Raw genomic sequence first — 20,095 nt, 5'->3', positions numbered from 1 at the left:
AGCATATCTTTGATTCGATTCCATTCACTTTCTGTGAGTTCATATCGTTTTGTTCCCATATCAATAGTTTACTAAATCATATCCGTTTGTGCAACTTTTGTTTTTCAAACATGGCCTAGTTCCAGTTTGGAAATCTTCATATTTTGTAACCGCCTTCCCGTTGCTTCCAGGTCCAGGGTTTGCTATAATGGATAAGAAAACTTTGACCTTATTATATCATACACAAATGGAGTTTCCTATGAAAAAATCAAGACTGCTCTCCCTGTTTCTTTCCCTGGTCCTGATCACCGGACTACTTACCACCTTCGCCTCCGCCAGCAGCGGCAGCGCCATTCTGGACGAGATGGATGTCAACGCCAAGGCGGCCATCCTGATGGACCCAGACACCAACGAGATCCTCTATGAGAAGAACTCCCACGAGAAGATGTACCCCGCCTCCATCACCAAGGTGATGACCTGCCTGCTCACCCTGGAGGCGGTGGACGAGGGCAGGCTCACCCTGGAGCAGGTGGTCACCGCCGGCTCCGGCATCCACACCGGCATCGGGCAAAACGCATCCACCGCCGACATCAAGGAGGGTGAGGAGATCCGGATCATCGACCTGCTGTACGCCGCCCTGATCCCCTCCGCCAACGAGGCCTGTAATGTGATGGCCGAGGCGGTGGCCGGCGACGTAGACAGCTTTGTGGAGCTGATGAATCAGCGGGCAGCCGAGCTGGGCATGACGGACACCCATTTCGCCAACACCCACGGCTACCACGATGACAACCACTACACCTCTGCCTACGACGTCTTTCTCATGTGTCAGGAGGCCATGAAGCACGAGACCTTCCGTACCATTGTCACCACCAAGCGCTACGATATGCCCGCCACCAACATCCATCCTGAGGTCCGCACCGTTCACTCCACCAACGCCCTGATCTCCAACTGGAACGTGACCGGTTACCTCTACTCCTACGCCACCGGCATCAAGACCGGCCACACCAACGAATCTGGCTACTGCCTGGCCGCTGCCGCCACCAAGGAGGACCGGAGCCTGATCTCGGTGGTTATGGGCTGTGAACGGGAGCCGGGCACCAGCGGCAGTAAGGGCCGCACCGACTTCTCCGAAACCATCCGGCTGTTTGAGTGGGGCTTCAATAACTTCTCCACCCAGACCATTCTGGATGCCACCAAGCGGGATATTCCAGAGGTGGAGGTCACCCTGGGCAAGGGCACCAACTATGTGACTCTGGAACCCCAGGGCGAGATCACCGCGCTGCTGCCCAACGACATCTCCACCGAGGATTTCAAGTATAACTATACTCTGAACGCCAATACCGTGGAGGCTCCTGTAGAAAAAGGTCAGGTGCTGGGCACCATCACCGCCACCTTCAACGGCAAGGAATACGGCTCCCTCCCCCTGGTAGCCAGCATTGCCGTTGATGCCGATCCCCTGCTCTACAATCTGGACCGCATCCAGCGCTTCTTCTCCCAGCTGTGGGTAAAGATCATTCTGGTGATCCTGCTGGTCTTTATCGTATACCTCATCATCCGCCGTCTCTTCTTCCGGGGCCGGCGGGGCGGACGCCGGGGCGGCTACTCCTATAGTGGCGGCTCTCACTACAGCGGACGCCGCAGAAGAAGATAACAAGAAATCGCCTGCCGTTGAAACGGCAGGCGATTTCTTTTCTCATTCACTCAGCAGGTCTACATACAGCTCATCCAGCGCCGGAGCCTCGTCAATCAGGCCCTCGCTGAGCAGCCAATCCACGTTTTCCTGCCAGCACTCCGCGCTCTGGGTCAGGAAGGGGGCATCCGCCGTCTCCATCATGGGCAGCAGGGTTTCCATGCTCTTCTGCTCCACCGTCTTGGACAGGGGGAAGTTCTCTTCGTTCTGGTTGTCCAGCAGGATCTGGAGCACCCCATCCGGGTCGGCCTGCATATCCTCAAAGCCCTTCTGGCAGGCCCGCAGGAAGCCCTGGAGCACCTCGGGCTCCTCTTCGATCATAGTGTCGCTGGCCAGGAACACGCCCTCATAGTAGGTGGGCACGCCGTAGTCGTCCAGATCGAAGTAGTTGACCTCGAACCCCTCCTCCTCCAGCTGGGGTACCTCATGGTTGACCAGGCAGCCGATGGTGGCATCCACATTACCGGTGGTCATGGAGCTCATGAGATCAAAGCCCACGTCTATGAGGGTCACGTCGCTGGAATCGGCCCCCACATAGGCCATGATGGAGTGGATCAGGGCCTCGGACAGCTCGGTGCCCGCATAGCCCACGGTCTTGCCCACCAGATCCTCCGGAGAGGTGATGTTCTTGTCCTTCAGGGAGAGGACGATGTTCAGGGGGCCCTGAACCACCGCGCCGATGGACTTCACCGGCACGTCCTGATTGGCCCGGGCAATGATTACGTCCTGCTGGTAGTACAGGCCGATCTCCGCCTGGCCGGCGGCCACCAGGGAAATGGCGTCGTTGGCGTTGGAGGGGAACTGGATGTTGACCTTCAGTCCCTCCTCCTCGAAGTAGCCCTTCTCAATGGCGTCATAGAGGAAGGCATGGAGGGCGTTGGGATACCAGTCCAGCACCACGCTGATCTCCCGCAGGTCGTCCTGTCCGCCGGTTTCCTGACCGCCGTCGGTGGGGGCGGAACAGCCGGCCAGGAGGAGCGCCCCAGCCAGGGCAAGGGTTGCAATTTGTTTCATATCCATCTTTCCTTTCTCTTTGTGATTAGGAGGATTCGCCCCTCCAGCGGACAAACTTTCGTTCCAGCAGGGCCACGATTCCCACCGCCACCATGGCGGTAACCGACAAGATCACAATGGGTGCAAATACCCCCGCTCCATCCAACTGAGTCATCATCCGGCGGGAGAAGTAGCCCAGACCGCTCTGGGCCCCCAGCCACTCGCCAATGGCCGCGCCAATAATACTCATGGGCACCGCCATTTTGATGGCCGAGAAAAAGTAGGGCAGCGCGCAGGGGGCTTTGATCTTCCAGAAGATCTCCCGGCGGGTAGCGCCGTAGGTCTGGAGCAGCTCCGCCATTTCTGTCTTGGCCGAACGCAGACCGTCGTACACCGTAATGGTGATGGGGAAAAAGGTGATGAGCACCGTCACCAGCACCTTGCTCCAGATGCCGTAGCCGAACCACAGCACAAACAACGGCGCAATGGCGGTGGTGGGAATGGTCTGGGATACCACCACCACGGGATAGAGCATCCGCCGCACCATGTCGCTGGCATCCATGGCCACCGCCAGAGCCAGCCCCAGCACCAGGGAGATGGCCAGACCGATGGCAGTCACCGTCATGGTGGCGGGCAGATGGACGGTAAAGAGGGGCTCCCGCAGCTCCCACAGCCGCTGGAGGATTTCAAGGGGGGTGGGTAGAATGTAGGAGGCATTCATACCCATGGCCCCCGCCTGCCAAATCATCAGCAGGGCCAGCAGGAAAATGAGGGCGGGCAGATTGGCTTTGCAGGCTTTCTTCATACGCTCACCTGCTTTCTCAGCAGCGTAATCAACCGCTCTTTCAATTCCACCATCTCCGGGTTCTTAAGACAGGACCGGTCCCTGGGAAACGCGGCAGGTACCGGGATCTCCGTCAGGGTATGGATGGGAGTGGACTCCACCACCAGCACACTTGAGGAGAGAAACACCGCCTCTTCCACGTCGTGGGTGATAAAGAGGATGGTCTTTTTGTGCCGCTGCCACTGGTCCAGCAGCCACTCCTGCATGGAGATGCGGGTAAGGAAGTCCAGGGCGGAGAAGGGCTCGTCCAGCAGCAGCAGGTCGCTGCCCGTCAGCATGGTACGGGCAAAGGCAGCCCGCTGCCGCATTCCGCCGGACAACTCGTCCGGCATCTTGTCGCAGCAACCCTCCAGCCCCACGTCGGCTAGGGCCTCCTCTACCTTCTGCCGCCGCTGGGCCTTGGACAGGCCTCCGGCGATCTCCAGAGGCAGGGCCACATTCTCCCCCACCGTACGCCAGGGGAAGAGCAGGTCCTTCTGAGGCATATAGCCACAATACCGCTTCCGCCCTCCAATGGGCTGCCCGTCCACCAGGATCTCCCCGCCCTTGGGCTGGAGCAGGCCGTTGGTCATGCGAAAGATGGTGCTTTTACCACAGCCGCTTACACCCAGAACGCAGTGGAAGGACCCCGGCTCCACCTGAAAGGACAGTCTGTCAATGATATCGAAGTCCTCGGAGGGATACTGATAGGACACCTGACGGAATTCCAGCGCGCTCACTGTTCCAGCCTCCACGACATCTCCCAGAAGCCAAGCTCGTACCGGCTGCAGGCCACAAAGATGTCCTCCAGCCGCCGGTACTCCTCCTCGCTGCAATTCTGAGCCAGAGCATCCATCCGCTCCACCAGAGCGTCGTTGGTTTGCTGGTACTCCTCACTGGAATAGCCCCGCACCCACTGGCCGTAGAAGGGGTGGTCCGCCGCAACCGGGATCTGGGCCAGCCGGGCGCCGATCTCGGCGTAGCTCCAGGAGCAGGCCAGAATGGAGGCCACGATCTCCGCCGGGCCGCCGGCGGCAGCCACCGCCAGCATATAGCTGGTATAGGACAAGTTGGGCAAGGCAGGCTTCACCTGAAAGACCTGCTCCTCGGTGATGCCCAGTTTTGACATATAGGCCCGGTGGGTCTTCATCTCGCCGCCCAGGATGGCGTCCACGTTGGCGGAGAAGAAGCGCATCAGCTCAGGGTCCTTGGCCTTCACCACGCCCCAGGCAAACACCTTGGCGTAGTCAAAAAGGTAGAGATAATCCTGGAGCAGAAAATATCGAAACTTCTCCTGGTCCAGGGTGCCGTCCCCAATACCTTTCACAAATGGATGGTCGTGGCAGGCCTGCCAGATAGGCTTTGCCGCCTCATACAACCGCTGTGTTACCGTCATAGCGCCTTCCTCCAATCCATGATGGTCTCGTCCGCCAGAGCAGCCAGGGCGGGCCAATCCTGTTCATAGGACGCCTCCGGCACTCCAACGGTGTAAAATCCAGCTTCTTTCGCCGTTTGTGCGGCGTAAAGAGCATCCTCAAAGACGGCGGTATCCCCTGGGGCACTTCCCATACGGCGGGCTGCCTCCAGATAGACGTCTGGCTGGGTCTTGCCCTTCCCCACCGCCTCGCAGCTGAGGATGAAATCAAAATAGTGGGCCACTCCCAACCGCTCCAGGCAGGCCCGGGCCAACGGCTCCGCCGTGGCGGTGGCCACACACAGCTTGGCCCCCTGCTGTTTCAGCTGTACCAGATAGTCCTGGACACCAGCCTTCAGAGGGATGTCAGTGCGGTAGTGGGCCTCCATAACGGCGTGCATCTCTTCAATAATGTGCTCCGGCGGCCCTTCAATCCCAAAGGTCTCCATGAGAAAGGTTGCCCCCTCCAGCATGGTCATGGGCCCCAGGGCAGCCAGCTGATCCGGGGTGGGACTATGGCCCCTGGCCTTCAGATAGTCCTTCCCCAAGGACTTCCAGATGGGCATGGAGTCCACCAGGGTACCGTCCATGTCAAAAATGCAGAACTGCTTATCCATGCCCTGCCACCATCTTGTCTGCCAGGGTACGCAGATTTTGAGCAGCCGCCTCCGGATCCTTCTGGGCGAAGAGGGCGGACACCACAGCGGCCCCTGCCGCCCCGGTTCCCGTCAGGTTGGGCAGGTTGTGGGCGTTGATGCCGCCGATGGCCACCACCGGGATGGACACCGCCTGGCAAATGGCTTTCAGGGTGTCCAGGCTCAGATTCTTAGCGTTCTGCTTGGTGGTGGTGCCGAACACCGCCCCGGCACCGATGTAGTCAGCTCCGGCCTGCTCGGCCGCCACCGCCAGCTCCACGGTGTTGGCGGTGATACCCAAAATCTTGTCCGGACCGATGAGGGCCCGTACGTCCCGGCCCATCAAATCGGCCTGGCCCACATGGACCCCGTCTGCATCACAGGCCAAGGCAATGTCCACGCTGTCGTTAATGACAAAGGGCACATGATACCGGGCAGCGATGGCCTGGATCTCCCTGGCCTCCGCCAGAATAGTGGCCTGATCCAGCTCCTTCTCTCTCAGCTGGAGGAAGGTTGCGCCCCCCTTCAGTACCTCCTCCACCACCTGTGCCAGGGTACGCTCCCCCAGCCAGCTCCGATCGGTAACGGCGTAAAGGGTCATGCCCTGTCGAATTTCATCCTTGGTAAACTTCATAGCGCACTCCTTGTATCAGCTGTTCTTCCGTCAGGTTGAACACGCTGTCGATGAGATCAATGCGGAAGGTGGCGTTTCCCGTTTCCTTTTTGAGCCGCAGTTCCTCCGCCCGCTCGCCTGCCAGAGCAATGGACGCGGCAGCGGCCGCCGCAGCCTCAAAGGGCTTGTCCGGGCTGGCCCCGCAGAAGGCCCCTGTGAGGGCGGACAGCATACATCCGCTGCCGGTGATGCGGGCCATGGTGGGGCTGCCGTTGCGGAGGAAGAGCACCCGCTCTCCCTGGGCAATCACATCCACCGCCCCGGAGAGGGTCACCGCCGCCCCGGTCCGCTTGGACAGGGTGCGTGCCAATTCCGCGGCCCGGGGCAGGCCGGACTCGGTCACTGCGTCAGCCTGGGCTACGTCCACCCCGCTGCCTCCCTCTTTATCCTCGGTAAGTGAGCGAATCTCCGAGGCGTTGCCCCGGATGACAGCAAACTGTACTTCCTCCAGCAATTTGCGGGCGGTTTCCCGCCGCAGGCCGGTAAAACCGGCAGCCACCGGGTCGAAGATCACCGGTACGCCCAGCCGGTTGGCCTCTTTTCCGGCGATGAGCATGGCCTCCCGGTCCCCCACGGCCCCCAGGTTGAGAACCAGGGTCTGGACACCGGCTACTGCGTCCGCCACCTCCAGAGGGTGGTGGGCCATGGTGGCCGAGGCCCCCGCCGCCAGCAAAATATTGGCGCAGTCGTTGACGGTGACGATATTGGTGATACACTGGACCAGAGGGGCTTTTTTCCGTACCGCCGCCAGCATGGCGGCAAAATCCATTCGTTCCATGCCCCTCACCGCCTGACCAGGGTCTGCATGACGTCCAGACCACCGGAGCGCTTCAGGGCAAAGAGTACTGCCCCGGCAATGATGGAGCCGCCCACAGTGGAAATCAGGAAGGGGCCCATATAGCCGTAGACCGCCACGCTCTGGCCCAAAATCAGGGTGGCAATGGGCCAGGCGGCCAGGCCGCCCAGAATACCGGTGCCAAAGACCTCGCCCACACAGGTGGCCCCCAGATTACGGGTGCCCCAATAGGTCAGGCCGCACACCAGAGCCCCCACCATGCTGCCGGGGAAGGCCAGCAGGGTGCCCAAGCCCAGCAGGTTACGCAGGAAACTGGCAGCAAAGGTACACGCCACACCATACCAGGGGCCCAGAAACACGGCGCACAGGATGTTGACCATGTGCTGCACCGGGGAGCACCGGGAGCCCAGCACCGGGAAGGAGACCAGGCTGCCTACCACTGCCACAGCGGTAAGCAGGCTGGCGATCGCCAGCTTTTTGACTGCCGTCTGCTGTCTCACGCCTCTCCCCTCCCCTGTTGGAAGCCACCGCCCGCCGGAACGGCATAGTTGTGCCACAGGGGGCCGCTGCCCTGGCCCAGATTCAGCTTGGCCTCCATGGCAGCGGTAATGTAGGCTTTGGCCTTCTGTACCGCACCGGGCAGGTCCTCACCCAGGGCCAGGAAGGAGGCGATGGCGGAGGACAAGGTGCAGCCAGAGCCGTGGTTATTGGGATTGTCCACCCTGGGAGAGCGGAACCAGTGGGCCTGACCGTTCTGCCACAGCAGATCATCGGCACTGTCGCTCCGGTGGCCACCCTTCACCAATACCGCACCCTGCATGGTCTTGCCAATGGTCTCAGCGGCCCGCATCATATCCGCCTCGCTCTCAATGGCGAAGCCGCACAGCCGCTGGGCCTCGGGGATGTTGGGCGTGATGATGGCTGCCAGAGGGAAAAGCTCCTCCATCAGGGCGGTGAGGGCGCTGTCCTGCATGAGGGCGGAGCCGCTGGTGGATACCATCACCGGGTCTACCACGATATTCTCTGCACCATACTGCCGCAGCTTGGCGCCGATAGCCCGGATGATGGGGGCGGAGGACACCATGCCGATCTTTACCGCCTGGGGCCGGATATCCTCAAAAATGCAATCCAACTGCTCCGCCACAAACTCCGGGGTTGCCTCCAGCACATCCCGGACGCCGGTGGTATTCTGAGCGGTAAGGGCGGTGATGGCGCTCATACCGTACACCCCCAGGCAGGTTATGGTTTTGAGATCCGCCTGGACGCCGGCGCCTCCGCTGGAATCGCTGCCGGCAATGGTAAGCACACATTTCATGATTGTTCCTTCTTTCTCTTAGTAGGCAAGGGCACGAAAAAAGCGGCAGGTCCCGTTGGGACCTGCCGCTTCTCTGTACGTGAAATAAACTCCTCCGGACGGAGGAGACTCCGCACGGAAATAGTGCTGCGTCCCTACGTTGGCATTACCCAAATCAGGTCAGGTCGAGGGACTGTCCCCTCCTCTCAGCCTCCTCGCGGAAGCTCCCTTGCACGCAAGATTTTAACTTGTTTCGCCTTTTTTGTCAATCCTTAATGATTGAGCACCCGGACGCGGAACACGCCCTCCAGGGCGCGGATCTCGTCGGCCACCGCCTCGCTGATGCGGCTGCCCAGATCCACCACGGTGTAGGCATAGTCCTTCTTGGACTTGTTGGTCATGTTCTCCACGTTGACCCCGTCCCGGGACAGCAGGCCGGTGATGTTGGCGATGGCGCCGGGGATATTCCGGTGAATGATGCACAGCCGGGCCACACCGCTCCACTCCTGCACCAGGGTAGGCAGATTGACGGAGTTCTTGATGTTGCCGTTTTCCAGGTAATCCTTCAGCTCCTGAGCGGCCATGACAGCGCAGTTCTCCTCGCTCTCTGGGGTAGAGGCGCCCAGGTGGGGGATGGCAATGACGTTCTTGCCCTGGAGGATCTTGTTGTTGGGGAAGTCGGTGACGTAAGCGGCCACCTTGCCGGAATCCAGAGCCGCCAGCATATCGTCGTCGTTGACCAGACCGCCGCGGGCCAGGTTGAGAATACGCACGCCGCCCTTCATCATATGGAAGGCGTCCTCATTGATCATACCCTTGGTCTCAGAGGTCTGAGGCACATGGAGGGTGATGTAATCGCAGTTTTTATAGATGGTCTCCAGATCCATGGCACGGTGGACCATCCGGGACAGGGACAGGGCTGCGTCCACGCTGAGGAAGGGATCATAGCCGAACACCGTCATGCCCAGCTTGGTGGCGATGTTGGCCACCTGCACGCCGATAGCGCCCAGGCCGATGACGCCTAAGGTCTTGCCGGCGATCTCGGGGCCCACAAACTGGCTCTTTCCCTTCTCCACCACCTTCTCTACGTCGGCTCCGGCACCAGCCTGGGCCTTGACCCACTCAGCACCGGCGGTGATCTTGCGAGAAGCCAGCAACAGGGCGCACAGGGCCAGCTCCTTCACCGCGTTGGCGTTGGCGCCGGGGGTGTTGAACACCACGATGCCCGCCTCGGAGCAGCGGTCAATGGGGATATTGTTGGTACCGGCGCCAGCACGGGCAATGGCCCGCAGGGAGTCGGGGAACTGATACTCGTGCATATCGGCGGAGCGGACCAGAATACCGTCCTCATTCTCCACGTCGTCGCTGACGGAGAAGCGGGTCTGATCCAGCACAGACAGGCCGGCAGGGGAAATTTTATTCAATGTTTTGATGCGAAACATGATGACATTACCTCCCGTCAGTTGTTCTTGTCAAAGGCCTTGATGAAGTCGCACAGCTTCTCCACACCCTCGGTGGGCATGGCGTTGTAAATGGAAGCGCGCATACCGCCTACGGAGCGGTGACCCTTCAGGTTGGTGAAGCCGGCCTCCACGCTCTCCTTGACAAACTTGGCGTCCAGCTCGTCATTGCCGGTGCGGAACACCACGTTCATGTCGGACCGGGAGCCAGGCTCCACAGCGCAGGTGAACAGCTTGGAGTTATCGATCACATCGTACAGCATCTGGGCCTTGGAGTGCTTGATGGCCTCCATGCCGGGGATGCCGCCCTTGGACTCCAGCCAGTCCAGCACCAGGCCCAGGATGTAGATGCACCAGCAGGGCGGGGTGTTGTACATGGAATCCTTGTCGATCATGGTCTTATAGTTCATCATCAGGGGGGTGTAGGGCAGCTCGTTGCCGGCCAGATCCTCCTTGATGATGACCACCGTCAGACCGGCGGGAGCCATGTTCTTCTGAGCACCGGCAAAGATAATGCCGTACTTGCTCACATCCACCGGACGGGACAGAATGTCAGAGGACATATCGCACACGATGGGCACCCCATTGGTCTCGGGGACATACTGCCACTCGGTGCCGTAGATGGTATTGTTGGCGCAGTAATAGAAATAGCTGGCCTCAGGGTCCAGCTTCAGCTGGTCCTGGGTGGGGATGTAAGTATGGTTCTTGTCGGCAGAGGAGGCGGCCAGATTGATCTCGCCGTACTTCTTGGCCTCCTTATAGGCAATGTTGGAGAAGTTGCCGGTGACAGCGTAGTCAGCCTTACCGGTTTTACCGATCAGGTTCAGGGGCGCCATGGAAAACTGGGAAGATGCGCCGCCCTGCAGGAACAGCACCTTATATCCCTCAGGCACGTTCATCAGCTTGCGGAACTTAGCCTGGGTGTCGTCAAAAATCTTCTGAAACACCTTGGAACGGTGACTCATCTCCATGACTGACATACCGGAACCCTGATAATTGGTGATTTCAGATCCGGCGCGCTCCAGTACTTCCAGCGGCAGCATGGACGGGCCCGCGGAGAAATTGTACACTCGCTCGTTACCCATGATAGATGGCCTCCTTGATTCCAAATTTCAAAATAAACTCCAAGATCGCGGTATTTCTGCAGCGATACAGTTGACCGCTTTATCTTGATAAAGCATATTATAGACATCAACCTGCTGCAATGTCAATACCGTGGAATCACCAAAACCAAGCAGTCTATTACAAAAACTTTGTGAAAGTTTCAACGAACCCTTTGCACTTCCAGTTGTTTTGTGGTACAATGCCCATGAACTGAGAGTTTAGTTTTCCCACGGAAGGGGAGAAGGCAATGCTGCTTTCCGACATCAAACAGATCCTGAATGCCACTGTATTGTGCGGCGAGGATCATCTGGACCGGGAGGTCATGTCCGCCTGCGGCAGCGATTTTATGAGCGATGTGCTTGCTTTTGTCAAGAATCAGGCTCTTTTGCTCACCGGCCTGGTCAATCCGCAGGTGGTCCGTACGGCAGACATGGTGGAGATGAAGTGCATCGTCTTTGTCCGGGGTAAGGTACCGGGCAAGGATATCCTCAGTCTGGCCGAGGAACGGGACATCGTGGTTATGACCTGTCCCAAGCGGATGTACGAGGCCTGCGGCCTGCTTTACTACAATGGATTGCGAGGGAATTGCGATGGAAACGATTAGACTTGTGTACCCCGTGGAGGGCGGCGACCTCATTGAAGCCGGCGAGGCCTCCAGCAAAATGAAGCTGACCCTGAAGAAGCTGGGTCTGCCCCAGGACGTGATCCGCAGGGCCTCCATCTGTATGTACGAGGGCGAGATCAACATGGTCATCCACGCTGACGGCGGCCAGGCTGAAGTCGAGGTGGAGATGGACCAGATCGTGATCCGCATGATCGATTCCGGCCCCGGTATTCCCGATGTAGAGCAGGCTATGCAGGAGGGCTACTCCACCGCCGGTTCCACCGCCCGGGAGCTGGGCTTCGGCGCCGGTATGGGTCTGCCCAACATGAAGCGTTATTCCGATGAGATGACCATTGACACTGAGGTGGGCAAGGGCACCACCGTCACGGTCAAAATTAAGATCCCCCAGTGAATTATGTCTCTGGCGAAGGGAGGTAAGGCAGTGCCATGGCTATGAAGCATTCCGTGGTACTGGACAGCCGCCGTTGCCGGGGCTGTACCTCCTGCATCAAAGGCTGCCCCACCGAGGCCATCCGCGTCCGGGGCCGTAAGGCCACCATCCTGCCCGACCGCTGCATCGACTGCGGCGAGTGCATCCGCATCTGTCCCCACAAGGCCATCAAGTCGGTAGGCGACAGTCTGGATGTGCTGTCCCGGTATGAATACTGCGTTGCCCTGCCGGAGCCTGCCCTCTACGGGCAGTTTCACAATCTGGACAACATCGATATTGTGCTCAACGCGCTTTTAAAGATCGGCTTTCACAAGGTATATGAGGTAGCCAAGGCCGCCGAGATGCTCTCTGACTTTGAGCGTCAGTGTATCTGTGAAGGTCCGGCTTCTGTTACGCCGCTGATCTCCTCCTCCTGCCCCACGGTGCTCCGGCTCATCCGGATGCGCTTTCCCAAGCTGATGGGTCATGTGGCCTGCACGATCCTGCCCATGGAGCTGGCAGCCATTCTGGCCCGGCGGGAGGCAGCCGAGGAGACCGGCTTGCCGCCGGAGCGGATCGGCGTCTTTGCCATCGTCCCCTGCTCCTCCAAGGTAACGGCCGCCCGGGAGTCCGAGGGTCTGAGCCATCCGGTGCTGGACGGTGCCTTTGCCATCCGGGATATCTACCTGCGGCTGCTCAGTCCCATGAAGCACCTGGAGACCGTAGAGCCCATGACCTCCGCCGGTATCATCGGAATGGGCTGGGCATCCTGCGGCGGCGAAAGCGCCGCCCGGCTGCGGGAGCGCTGTGTGGCGGTGGACGGCATCAACAATGTGATCCGGATGCTGGAGGAAATCGAGGACGGGCGCCTGCCGGAAGCCGATTTTCTGGAGCTGTCCGCCTGCACCCAGGGGTGCGTGGGGGGCTGCTTCACGGTGGAAAACCCCTACGCCGCCAAGATGCGCCTGAAAAGCCTGATGAAAGGCCAGCCCGTATCCCGGAACCGCTTCCGGTTCGAGGGCGCGGAGCGGGATATTGTCCGGCGGGACAAGGAATTACAGTACTTACCCACATTTGTTCTGGACCAGGACCTGGGGGCTGCCCTGAACAAGCAGCTGCGGATTCAGGAACTGGAATCCCACCTGCCTGGGCTCCACTGCGGGTCCTGCGGCGCCCCGTCCTGCCACGCCTTTGCTGAGGATGTGATCCTGGGCCGGGCTACGGTGGAGGATTGTATCTTCAAGGTGCGGGAGCGGATGCGCTCCATGGCAGGCAAGGAGGAAGCGGACGATTACCTGCCGCCCCCCTTCCGCCGCTGTCAGCCAGAACCGTCGAACAAGTAGACCATTGGGCGCGTTGCAGAACTGCTTCTCTGTAACGCGCCCTCTTATTTCACCAACCAAAGGAGGCATAGGATGATGACAGTACAGGAATTGATCCATTCCATGGAGCTGACGGTATTCCACCTGGCTCAGCCGGAGCGACCAGTCACCGGCGGCTATGTAGGCGACCTGCTCAGCTGGGTTATGGGCCGTGCCGGTCAGGACTGCGCCTGGCTCACTATCATGTCCAACCAGAATGTGGCCGCCGTGGCTCTGATGGCCGACGTAGCCTGTGTGATTCTCACGGAAGGCGTCCAGCCTGATGCCGATCTGCTCCGCCGTGCCCAGGAAAAAGAGGTCAACCTGTTGGGGGTGGGCCAGGATACCTTTGCTGCCGCCTGCCGCTTGGGGCAGCTGTTGGCCTAAGACCAGTCTAACCAGAAAGGGGGGAAATCTCTTTGCAGTTTTATTACGACCTTCATCTACATTCTTGTTTATCGCCCTGCGGCAGCGACGAGATGACCCCCGCCAATCTGGCCGCTATGTGTGCCCTGGCCGGGCTGGAGATTGTAGCCCTCACTGACCACAACAGCTGCGGCAACTGCGCCTCCTTCTGCCGGGCCGCCCAGTCTCACGGCCTCACCGCCCTGGCCGGCATGGAGCTATGCACCCAGGAGGAAATCCATGTGGTCTGTCTCTTCCCCGACCCGGAACGGGCGGAGGACTTTTCCAGTGAGATCGCCAAGCACCTCCCTCCGATCCGCAACAATCCCGACCAGTTTGGCAAACAGCTGCGGATGGACGACGGGGACGGCATTCTGGGTGTGGAGACCGCCTTCCTGGCTGGCAGCACCGATATTCCCCTCTATGAAGTTCCCCGCCTGGTATCCCACTGGGGCGGCACTGCCTTTCCTTCCCACATCGACCGCCCCTCCTTCTCCCTGCTGGGGGTACTGGGTCTTTGGGACCCGGACATGGGATTCTCCGCTGCCGAGCTGTCCCACCGCTGTCCCCCGGAGCTGGCACAAAGACCCGACCTGAAGGATCTTTTGCTGCTCACCAATTCCGACGCCCACTATCTGGATCAGGTGTGGGGTGCGGAGCATATGCTGGACCTCCCGGAGTGTACCCCTCAGGCCGTCATTCAGCGTCTGGCCTGCCGGGTCTGAACCTGGCCTCCGGACAACTTTCTTTACAAGAGCACTTTAATGTGCTATACTTTCCATAAAGTAACTACTGCCCTGTTGGCCCCATCCGTATTTTCTCCTCATCAGAAAAAGTACTGATGTAACAACAGGGCTGTTTTTTACCTCCGCCCTTTTTGTGCAATACTTCAAAATGAACTATATGGTTTTGTATTTTTAACCATGGAAAGTCTTTACAAACGGCTTTTTTTCGCTATAATAGTGCCTTGAAAGTAAAACTAAACTAATTGTTTCAGAAAGGAAGGACGCACCTATGCCAAACTGCAAGACTGTGGTCCCCTACCGTGGGACACCTGAGCAGGAAGAACGCCTGCGGAAGGTCATCGCCGAGCACAAGGGACAGCCAGGCGCTACTATGCCTGTTCTCCAGGCCGCCCAGGAAATTTTCGGCTATCTGCCGGAAGAAGTACAGATCATTGTGGCGGAAGGTCTGGAGATTCCGCTGTCCGAAGTGTACGGGGTGGCCTCTTTTTATGCTCAGTTCACCCTGAATCCCAAGGGAAAATATCAGATCTCGGTCTGTCTGGGCACCGCCTGTTATGTCAAGGGTGCCGCCGCTATTTTGAACGCGGTGGAGCAGAAACTGGGCATCGTCCCCGGCTCCATCACCGCCGACGGCAAGTTCTCTCTGGACTCCTGCCGCTGCGTGGGCGCCTGCGGTCTGGCCCCGGTGATGATGATCAACAACGACGTGTACGGCCGTCTCACCCCCGATCAGGTAGGCCCCATTCTGGATATGTATAAGTAAAGAAGCGCGAGACGTGCAGAACAGCCGCACAGCGTGTCGGTCAGGCCACGGAGGTAATGAACGTGAAAGAAATTGCGCTGCATATTCTGGATATTGCCCAGAACTCCATTTCCGCCAAGGCCTCTCTGGTAGAGCTTACTCTGTCAGAAACGCCGGAGTCCATTACCTTCACCATTGTGGACAACGGCAAGGGCATGAGTCCGGAGCTGCTGGCTCAGGTCAGCGATCCCTTCACCACCACCCGCACCACCAGAAAGATGGGATTGGGAATCCCGTTGCTTCGTATGGCGGTGGAACAGACCGGCGGCAGCCTGACCATTGACAGTACGGAGGGCGTGGGGACCACGGTCACCGCTCTTTTCCGCCCCACGCATATCGACTGTCCGCCGGTAGGCGACATAGCCGGTACCATCACCCTCCTGCTCCAGGGCGCGCCCCAGCTGGAGCTGCACTATACTCACACCATTGACAACAACTGTTTCCAGCTGACCACAGAAGAGCTGCGGGCGCAGCTGGGCCCTGAGATCTCCCTGGCGGAACCGGAGGTCATCCTCTGGATCAGGGATTATCTCCAGGAACAAGAAATGCTGTTACGAGAAAATAAGGGGATGAAAGCATGAAAACACTTGCAGAACTGCAGGCCATCCGGGATCGGATGCGCAGCCAGATCGATCTGCGGGACGCCGGAGACGACCGCATCCGCGTTGTGGTAGGTATGGCTACCTGCGGCATTGCCGCCGGCGCCCGCCCTGTCCTCAACGCTTTGCTGGAGGAAGTGAACAAGCGGGACCTGAAAAACGTAACGGTGTCCCAGACCGGCTGCATCGGCGTCTGCCGTCTGGAGCCCATCGTGGAGGTCTATGTGCCTGGTCAGGAAAAGGTCACCTATGTGAAGATGACTCCCGACAAGGTAGCATCCATTGTTAGTGAGCATCTGGTCAACGGCCGGGTGGTGGAAGACTACACCATCGGCGCAGCCGAATAAGGGAGGGCGAAGAGATGAGTTTTATCCGTTCCCACATTCTGGTCTGTACCGGCACCGGTTGCTCCTCCTCCAACAGTCTGAAAATCATTGAGGAGTTTGAGAAGCAGCTTGTTGCCCAGGGCATGGAGAAGGAGGCCAAGGTGGTCCGTACCGGTTGCTTTGGCCTGTGCGCCCTGGGTCCCATCGTGACGATCTATCCGGAAGGTGCCTGCTATACCCACGTCACTGTAGACGACGCGGAGGAGATTGTCTCTGAGCATATCGTCAAGGGTCGTATTGTTAAGCGTCTGCTCAACAAGAGTGCCGGCGAAGAGGGCGCCGTCACCTCTCTGACCGAGACCCAGTTCTACAAACATCAGCAGCGCATCGCCCTGCGCAACTGCGGCGTTATCAATCCCGAGAGCATTGATGAGTACATCGGCGTGGATGGCTACGCCGCCCTGGGCAAAATTCTCTCCGAGCAAATCCCGCCCCAGCAGGTCATTGACACCGTGCTGGCCTCCGGCCTTCGTGGCCGCGGCGGCGCAGGTTTCCCCACTGGCCTGAAGTGGCAGTTCACCGCCAACGCCGTAAGCCCTGACGGTGTAAAATACGTCTGCTGTAACGCTGACGAGGGCGACCCCGGTGCGTTTATGGACCGCTCTGTGTTGGAAGGCGATCCCCACACCATTATTGAAGCCATGACCATCGCCGGCTACGCCGTGGGCGCCCACCAGGGTTATATTTATGTCCGGGCCGAATACCCCATCGCCGTTAAGCGGCTGGAGACCGCCATCGCCCAAGCTAAAGAATATGGCCTGCTGGGCAAGAATATCTTTGATTCCGGCTTTGACTTCGACCTGGAGCTGCGTCTGGGCGCCGGTGCCTTCGTCTGCGGCGAGGAGACTGCTCTCATGCGCTCCATCGAGGGTCACCGGGGCGAGCCCAAGACCCGTCCCCCCTTCCCCGCTGTAAAGGGTCTGTTTGACCGGCCCACCCTGCTCAACAACGTGGAAACCTACGCCAACATCACCTGGATCTTCAACCACGGCGCCGAGGCCTTTGCCGCTATCGGCACCGAGAAGAGCAAGGGCACCAAGGTCTTTGCTCTGGGCGGCAAGATCACCAACACCGGCCTGGTGGAGGTCCCCATGGGCACCACCCTGCGTACCGTGGTGGAGGACATCGGCGGCGGCGTACCCGGCGGCAAGAAGTTCAAGGCCGCCCAGACCGGCGGCCCCTCCGGCGGCTGTATCCCCGCCTCCCTCATCGACACTCCCATCGACTATGAGTCCCTGGCCTCCATCGGCTCCATGATGGGTTCCGGCGGCCTCATCGTTATGGATGAGGACAACTGCATGGTGGACATCGCCAAGTTCTATCTGGAGTTCATCGTGGACGAGTCCTGCGGCAAGTGCGCCCCCTGCCGGATCGGCACCAAGCGGCTGCTGGGCCTGCTGACCAAGATCACCGAGGGCAACGGCGAGCCGGAGGATCTGGACACCATTGAGGAGCTGTGCAACCACATCAAGCAGTCTGCTCTGTGCGGCCTGGGCCAGACCGCCCCCAACCCGGTACTCTCCACCCTGAAGCATTTCCGGGAGGAGTACGAGGCCCACATCTATGAGAAGCGCTGTCCCGCCGGCGTATGTAAGGCCCTGATCCAGTACGTGGTGGATCCTGCTAAGTGTAAGGGCTGTACCCGCTGTGCCCAGGGCTGTCCCACTGGCGCCATCTCCGGCGCGGTGCGGGCCCCCCATATCATCAACCAGTCCAAGTGCATCAAGTGCGGCGCCTGTATGGATCACTGCCGCTTTGGCGCCATCAGCAAGCAGTAAGGGAGGGAACGGACATGGACGAAAAGATGGTATCTCTGCGCATCAACGATATTCCCGTCACCGTTCCCGCTGGGACCACGGTGCTGGAAGCAGCTCGCTCCGCGGGCTTCAACATTCCTTCTCTGTGCTTTCTGAAGGACATCAACGAGATCGGTGCCTGCCGCATCTGCGTGGTGGAGGTTAAGGGCGCCAAGAGTCTGGTGGCCTCCTGCGTCTACCCCGTGGCCGAAGGCATGGAGGTGTACACCAACACGGAGCGGGTCCGCAAATCCCGCCAGCTCACCCTGGAGCTGATCCTCTCCAACCACCGCATGGACTGCCTGACCTGCGCCCGCAACAGCCACTGCGAGCTGCGCCAGCTGGCCGCTGATCTGGGCATTGACGCGGTGCGTTACGCCAGTGACAATATGTATCCTCAGATCGAGGATTCCGCCCCCCATCTGGTGCGTGACAACTCCAAGTGCGTTCTCTGCCGCCGCTGCACCGCCGTGTGCCGGGCCACCCAGGAGGTAGGCGTCATCGGCCCCAATGACCGTGGTTTTGCCACCCATATCGGCTGCGCCTTTGACCGTGACCTGAACGAGGTGGACTGCGTGTCCTGCGGCCAGTGCATTGTGGCCTGCCCCACCGGTGCGCTGTCTGAAAAGGACGACACCGCCCAGGTGCTGGCCGCCCTGGCCGATCCCACCAAGCACGTTGTGGTGGGTCCCGCTCCCTCCATCCGAGTCACCCTGGGCGAGTGCTTCGGCCTGCCCATCGGCACCAACGTGGAGGGCAAGATGGTCACCGCCCTGCGCCGTCTGGGCTTTGACAAGGTATTCGACGTGGATACCGCTGCCGACTTCACCATCATGGAAGAGGGCACCGAGTTCCTCCACCGGCTGCGCGGCGACGGAGTACTCCCCCTCATCACCTCCTGCTCCCCCGGTTGGATCCGGTATATGGAGCAGCACGCCCCTGAGATGATCCGCAACGTATCCACCTGCCGCTCTCCCCAGCAGATGTTCGGCGCACTGGTCAAGACCTACTACGCCGAGCAGGCAGGCATCGATCCCCACGATATCTTCGTGGTATCTGTCATGCCCTGTACCGCCAAGAAGTACGAGGTCCGCCGTGAGGAGCAGCGGCTGCCCAATGGCTGTATGCCGGTGGACGTGTCTCTCACCACCCGCGAGCTGGGCCGCATGATCACCCAGGCCGGAATGCTCTTCGATCACCTGCCTGACGGTGAGTTTGATGAGATGCTGGGCATCTCCACCGGTGCCGCCACTATCTTCGGCGCCTCTGGCGGTGTTATGGAGGCTGCTCTCCGCACTGTGGTGGAGGAGCTGACCGGCGACGGCATGGCTCCCCTGGAGTACCACGAGGTCCGTGGTATGGAGGGCGTCAAGGAGGCCAGCTATGAGCTTCCTGGCCGCACCGTCCGTGTATGCGTGGCCTCCGGCCTTCACAACGTGAAGCTGGTGCTGGACGGTATTAAGGACGGCACCTTGCATTACGACTTTGTGGAGTTCATGGCTTGCCCCGGCGGCTGCATCAACGGCGGCGGACAGCCCATCCAGCACGCTGACGTACGCAACTTTACCGATATCAAGGCCCTGCGTGCCGCAGCGCTTTACAAGCAGGATCAGGATATGGAGTACCGCCGCAGCCACAAGAATCCGGTGGTTCAGACCGTCTATCACAGCTATCTGGGCGAGCCCGGCAGCCCCTTGGCCCACGCCCTGCTCCACTGCTCCTACATTAAGCAGAAGCGCTATCGGGTATAATGAAATAGAAAAGGCTCCCGCTGAAGCGGGAGCCTTTTCTATTTCCATTTACGTGTCTCTGCAGCTTGCTCCCAGTTACGTGTCTCTGCAGCTTGCTCCCAGCTTCTATCCGAGTCTTTTTTGTCAGGAACCTGTAGCAGACCTTCATTCCAGCCTATCACCAACCTACTTCCGATTCCTTTCAAAAAGCAAGTCAAACATAGCAAAAGCGGACAGCCTAAGCTGTCCGCTCTTCGTGTTGGCGTTACCTATCTTCCCGGTCCGTCTCCAGACAAGTATTTTCGGCGCAGGTGAGCTTAACTTCCGTGTTCGGGATGGGAACGGGTGGACCCTCACCGCAATCAACACCAACTT

At 59.6% G+C, this 20,095-nt stretch carries 22 protein-coding genes, 1 rRNA gene and 1 riboswitch; of the genes, 11 read left to right on the top strand and 12 right to left on the bottom strand.

All coding sequences use genetic code 11. From position 1 onward, the window contains the following. Positions 1-238 precede the first annotated feature (238 nt). The gene (locus B5F94_RS13455) at positions 239-1,630 is read left to right on the top strand and encodes a D-alanyl-D-alanine carboxypeptidase family protein (protein ID WP_087330808.1); all 1,392 of its coding nucleotides are present in this window, start codon (positions 239-241) and stop codon (positions 1,628-1,630) included. A gap of 42 nt (positions 1,631-1,672) precedes the next feature. Here B5F94_RS13455 and B5F94_RS13450 read toward each other — a convergent pair whose 3' ends face one another. The 11 genes from B5F94_RS13450 to serC all read right to left on the bottom strand — a co-directional run bounded on the left by B5F94_RS13450 (position 1,673) and on the right by serC (position 10,842). Then, positions 1,673-2,689 carry an ABC transporter substrate-binding protein gene (locus tag B5F94_RS13450; RefSeq protein ID WP_343212831.1) on the bottom strand — a complete coding sequence of 339 codons (1,017 nt, stop codon included), beginning with the start codon at positions 2,687-2,689 and terminating at the stop codon, positions 1,673-1,675. A 19-nt stretch (positions 2,690-2,708) separates the two neighbouring features. After that, positions 2,709-3,467, bottom strand: a complete 759-nt coding sequence (locus tag B5F94_RS13445; protein WP_087330804.1) for an ABC transporter permease — start codon at positions 3,465-3,467, stop codon at positions 2,709-2,711. Beyond that, a complete protein-coding gene (locus B5F94_RS13440) occupies positions 3,464-4,225 on the bottom strand; it encodes an ABC transporter ATP-binding protein (RefSeq protein ID WP_087330802.1) in 762 nt (253 codons plus the stop codon). The genes B5F94_RS13445 and B5F94_RS13440 overlap by 4 nt, the downstream gene beginning before the upstream one ends. Then, positions 4,222-4,881, bottom strand: a complete 660-nt coding sequence (gene tenA / locus B5F94_RS13435) for a thiaminase II (RefSeq protein WP_087330800.1) — start codon at positions 4,879-4,881, stop codon at positions 4,222-4,224. The genes B5F94_RS13440 and tenA overlap by 4 nt, the downstream gene beginning before the upstream one ends. Then, positions 4,878-5,516, bottom strand: a complete 639-nt coding sequence (locus B5F94_RS13430; protein ID WP_087330798.1) for an HAD family hydrolase — start codon at positions 5,514-5,516, stop codon at positions 4,878-4,880. The genes tenA and B5F94_RS13430 overlap by 4 nt, the downstream gene beginning before the upstream one ends. Next, entirely contained in the window at positions 5,509-6,168 is a 660-nt protein-coding gene (gene thiE, locus B5F94_RS13425) for a thiamine phosphate synthase (RefSeq protein WP_087330796.1), read from the bottom strand. The genes B5F94_RS13430 and thiE overlap by 8 nt, the downstream gene beginning before the upstream one ends. Continuing rightward, positions 6,149-6,985 carry a hydroxyethylthiazole kinase gene (gene thiM, locus B5F94_RS13420; RefSeq protein WP_087330794.1) on the bottom strand — a complete coding sequence of 279 codons (837 nt, stop codon included), beginning with the start codon at positions 6,983-6,985 and terminating at the stop codon, positions 6,149-6,151. The genes thiE and thiM overlap by 20 nt, the downstream gene beginning before the upstream one ends. A gap of 5 nt (positions 6,986-6,990) precedes the next feature. Then, entirely contained in the window at positions 6,991-7,503 is a 513-nt protein-coding gene (gene thiW, locus B5F94_RS13415; RefSeq protein WP_087330791.1) for an energy coupling factor transporter S component ThiW, read from the bottom strand. Next, positions 7,500-8,318 carry a bifunctional hydroxymethylpyrimidine kinase/phosphomethylpyrimidine kinase gene (gene thiD, locus B5F94_RS13410; protein WP_087330789.1) on the bottom strand — a complete coding sequence of 273 codons (819 nt, stop codon included), beginning with the start codon at positions 8,316-8,318 and terminating at the stop codon, positions 7,500-7,502. Before thiD ends, thiW begins: the two co-directional genes overlap by 4 nt. A gap of 113 nt (positions 8,319-8,431) precedes the next feature. Continuing rightward, positions 8,432-8,538, bottom strand: a riboswitch (TPP riboswitch). 31 nt (positions 8,539-8,569) lie between these two features. After that, on the bottom strand, positions 8,570-9,739 hold the full coding sequence (locus B5F94_RS13405; protein ID WP_087187451.1) for a phosphoglycerate dehydrogenase: 1,170 nt from the start codon (positions 9,737-9,739) through the stop codon (positions 8,570-8,572). Between the two features lie 17 nt (positions 9,740-9,756). Further along, the gene (gene serC / locus B5F94_RS13400; protein WP_087330787.1) at positions 9,757-10,842 is read right to left on the bottom strand and encodes a 3-phosphoserine/phosphohydroxythreonine transaminase; all 1,086 of its coding nucleotides are present in this window, start codon (positions 10,840-10,842) and stop codon (positions 9,757-9,759) included. Between the two features lie 266 nt (positions 10,843-11,108). Here serC and B5F94_RS13395 point away from each other — a divergent pair, with 266 nt between their 5' ends. The 10 genes from B5F94_RS13395 to B5F94_RS13350 all read left to right on the top strand — a co-directional run bounded on the left by B5F94_RS13395 (position 11,109) and on the right by B5F94_RS13350 (position 19,741). Beyond that, positions 11,109-11,465 carry a DRTGG domain-containing protein gene (locus tag B5F94_RS13395; RefSeq protein WP_087330784.1) on the top strand — a complete coding sequence of 119 codons (357 nt, stop codon included), beginning with the start codon at positions 11,109-11,111 and terminating at the stop codon, positions 11,463-11,465. Next, positions 11,452-11,877 (top strand): ATP-binding protein, encoded by a 426-nt coding sequence (locus B5F94_RS13390; protein WP_087330782.1) that lies wholly within the window; start codon positions 11,452-11,454, stop codon positions 11,875-11,877. Before B5F94_RS13395 ends, B5F94_RS13390 begins: the two co-directional genes overlap by 14 nt. Positions 11,878-11,912: 35 nt before the next feature. Further along, on the top strand, positions 11,913-13,238 hold the full coding sequence (locus B5F94_RS13385) for a [Fe-Fe] hydrogenase large subunit C-terminal domain-containing protein (protein ID WP_087330781.1): 1,326 nt from the start codon (positions 11,913-11,915) through the stop codon (positions 13,236-13,238). Positions 13,239-13,310: 72 nt separating this feature from the next. After that, the gene (locus B5F94_RS13380) at positions 13,311-13,643 is read left to right on the top strand and encodes a DRTGG domain-containing protein (RefSeq protein ID WP_242955309.1); all 333 of its coding nucleotides are present in this window, start codon (positions 13,311-13,313) and stop codon (positions 13,641-13,643) included. A 32-nt stretch (positions 13,644-13,675) separates the two neighbouring features. Then, complete coding sequence (locus tag B5F94_RS13375) at positions 13,676-14,386, top strand: PHP domain-containing protein (protein WP_087330779.1); 711 nt, start codon at positions 13,676-13,678, stop codon at positions 14,384-14,386. 289 nt (positions 14,387-14,675) lie between these two features. Beyond that, positions 14,676-15,170, top strand: a complete 495-nt coding sequence (nuoE, locus tag B5F94_RS13370) for an NADH-quinone oxidoreductase subunit NuoE (RefSeq protein ID WP_087187457.1) — start codon at positions 14,676-14,678, stop codon at positions 15,168-15,170. 62 nt (positions 15,171-15,232) lie between these two features. Further along, positions 15,233-15,790 carry an ATP-binding protein gene (locus tag B5F94_RS13365; RefSeq protein WP_087187468.1) on the top strand — a complete coding sequence of 186 codons (558 nt, stop codon included), beginning with the start codon at positions 15,233-15,235 and terminating at the stop codon, positions 15,788-15,790. After that, positions 15,787-16,155, top strand: a complete 369-nt coding sequence (locus B5F94_RS13360) for a (2Fe-2S) ferredoxin domain-containing protein (RefSeq protein ID WP_087266401.1) — start codon at positions 15,787-15,789, stop codon at positions 16,153-16,155. Before B5F94_RS13365 ends, B5F94_RS13360 begins: the two co-directional genes overlap by 4 nt. 14 nt (positions 16,156-16,169) lie before the next feature. Beyond that, on the top strand, positions 16,170-17,972 hold the full coding sequence (locus B5F94_RS13355; protein ID WP_087330777.1) for an NADH-quinone oxidoreductase subunit NuoF: 1,803 nt from the start codon (positions 16,170-16,172) through the stop codon (positions 17,970-17,972). Positions 17,973-17,986: 14 nt separating this feature from the next. Beyond that, positions 17,987-19,741: an NADH-dependent [FeFe] hydrogenase, group A6 gene (locus B5F94_RS13350; RefSeq protein WP_087330775.1), complete on the top strand. Its 1,755-nt coding sequence runs from the start codon at positions 17,987-17,989 to the stop codon at positions 19,739-19,741. 236 nt (positions 19,742-19,977) lie between these two features. On the opposite strand, the gene rrf is transcribed toward B5F94_RS13350, so the two are convergent. Continuing rightward, a 5S ribosomal RNA gene (rrf, locus tag B5F94_RS13345) occupies positions 19,978-20,093 on the bottom strand. Positions 20,094-20,095 lie beyond the last annotated feature (2 nt).

This window comes from Flavonifractor sp. An4 (genome assembly GCF_002161755.1).
Taxonomy (GTDB): domain Bacteria; phylum Bacillota; class Clostridia; order Oscillospirales; family Oscillospiraceae; genus Flavonifractor; species Flavonifractor avicola.
Note: the sequence above shows the minus strand (reverse complement) of the source record. Positions and strands in the feature narration are given on the sequence as shown.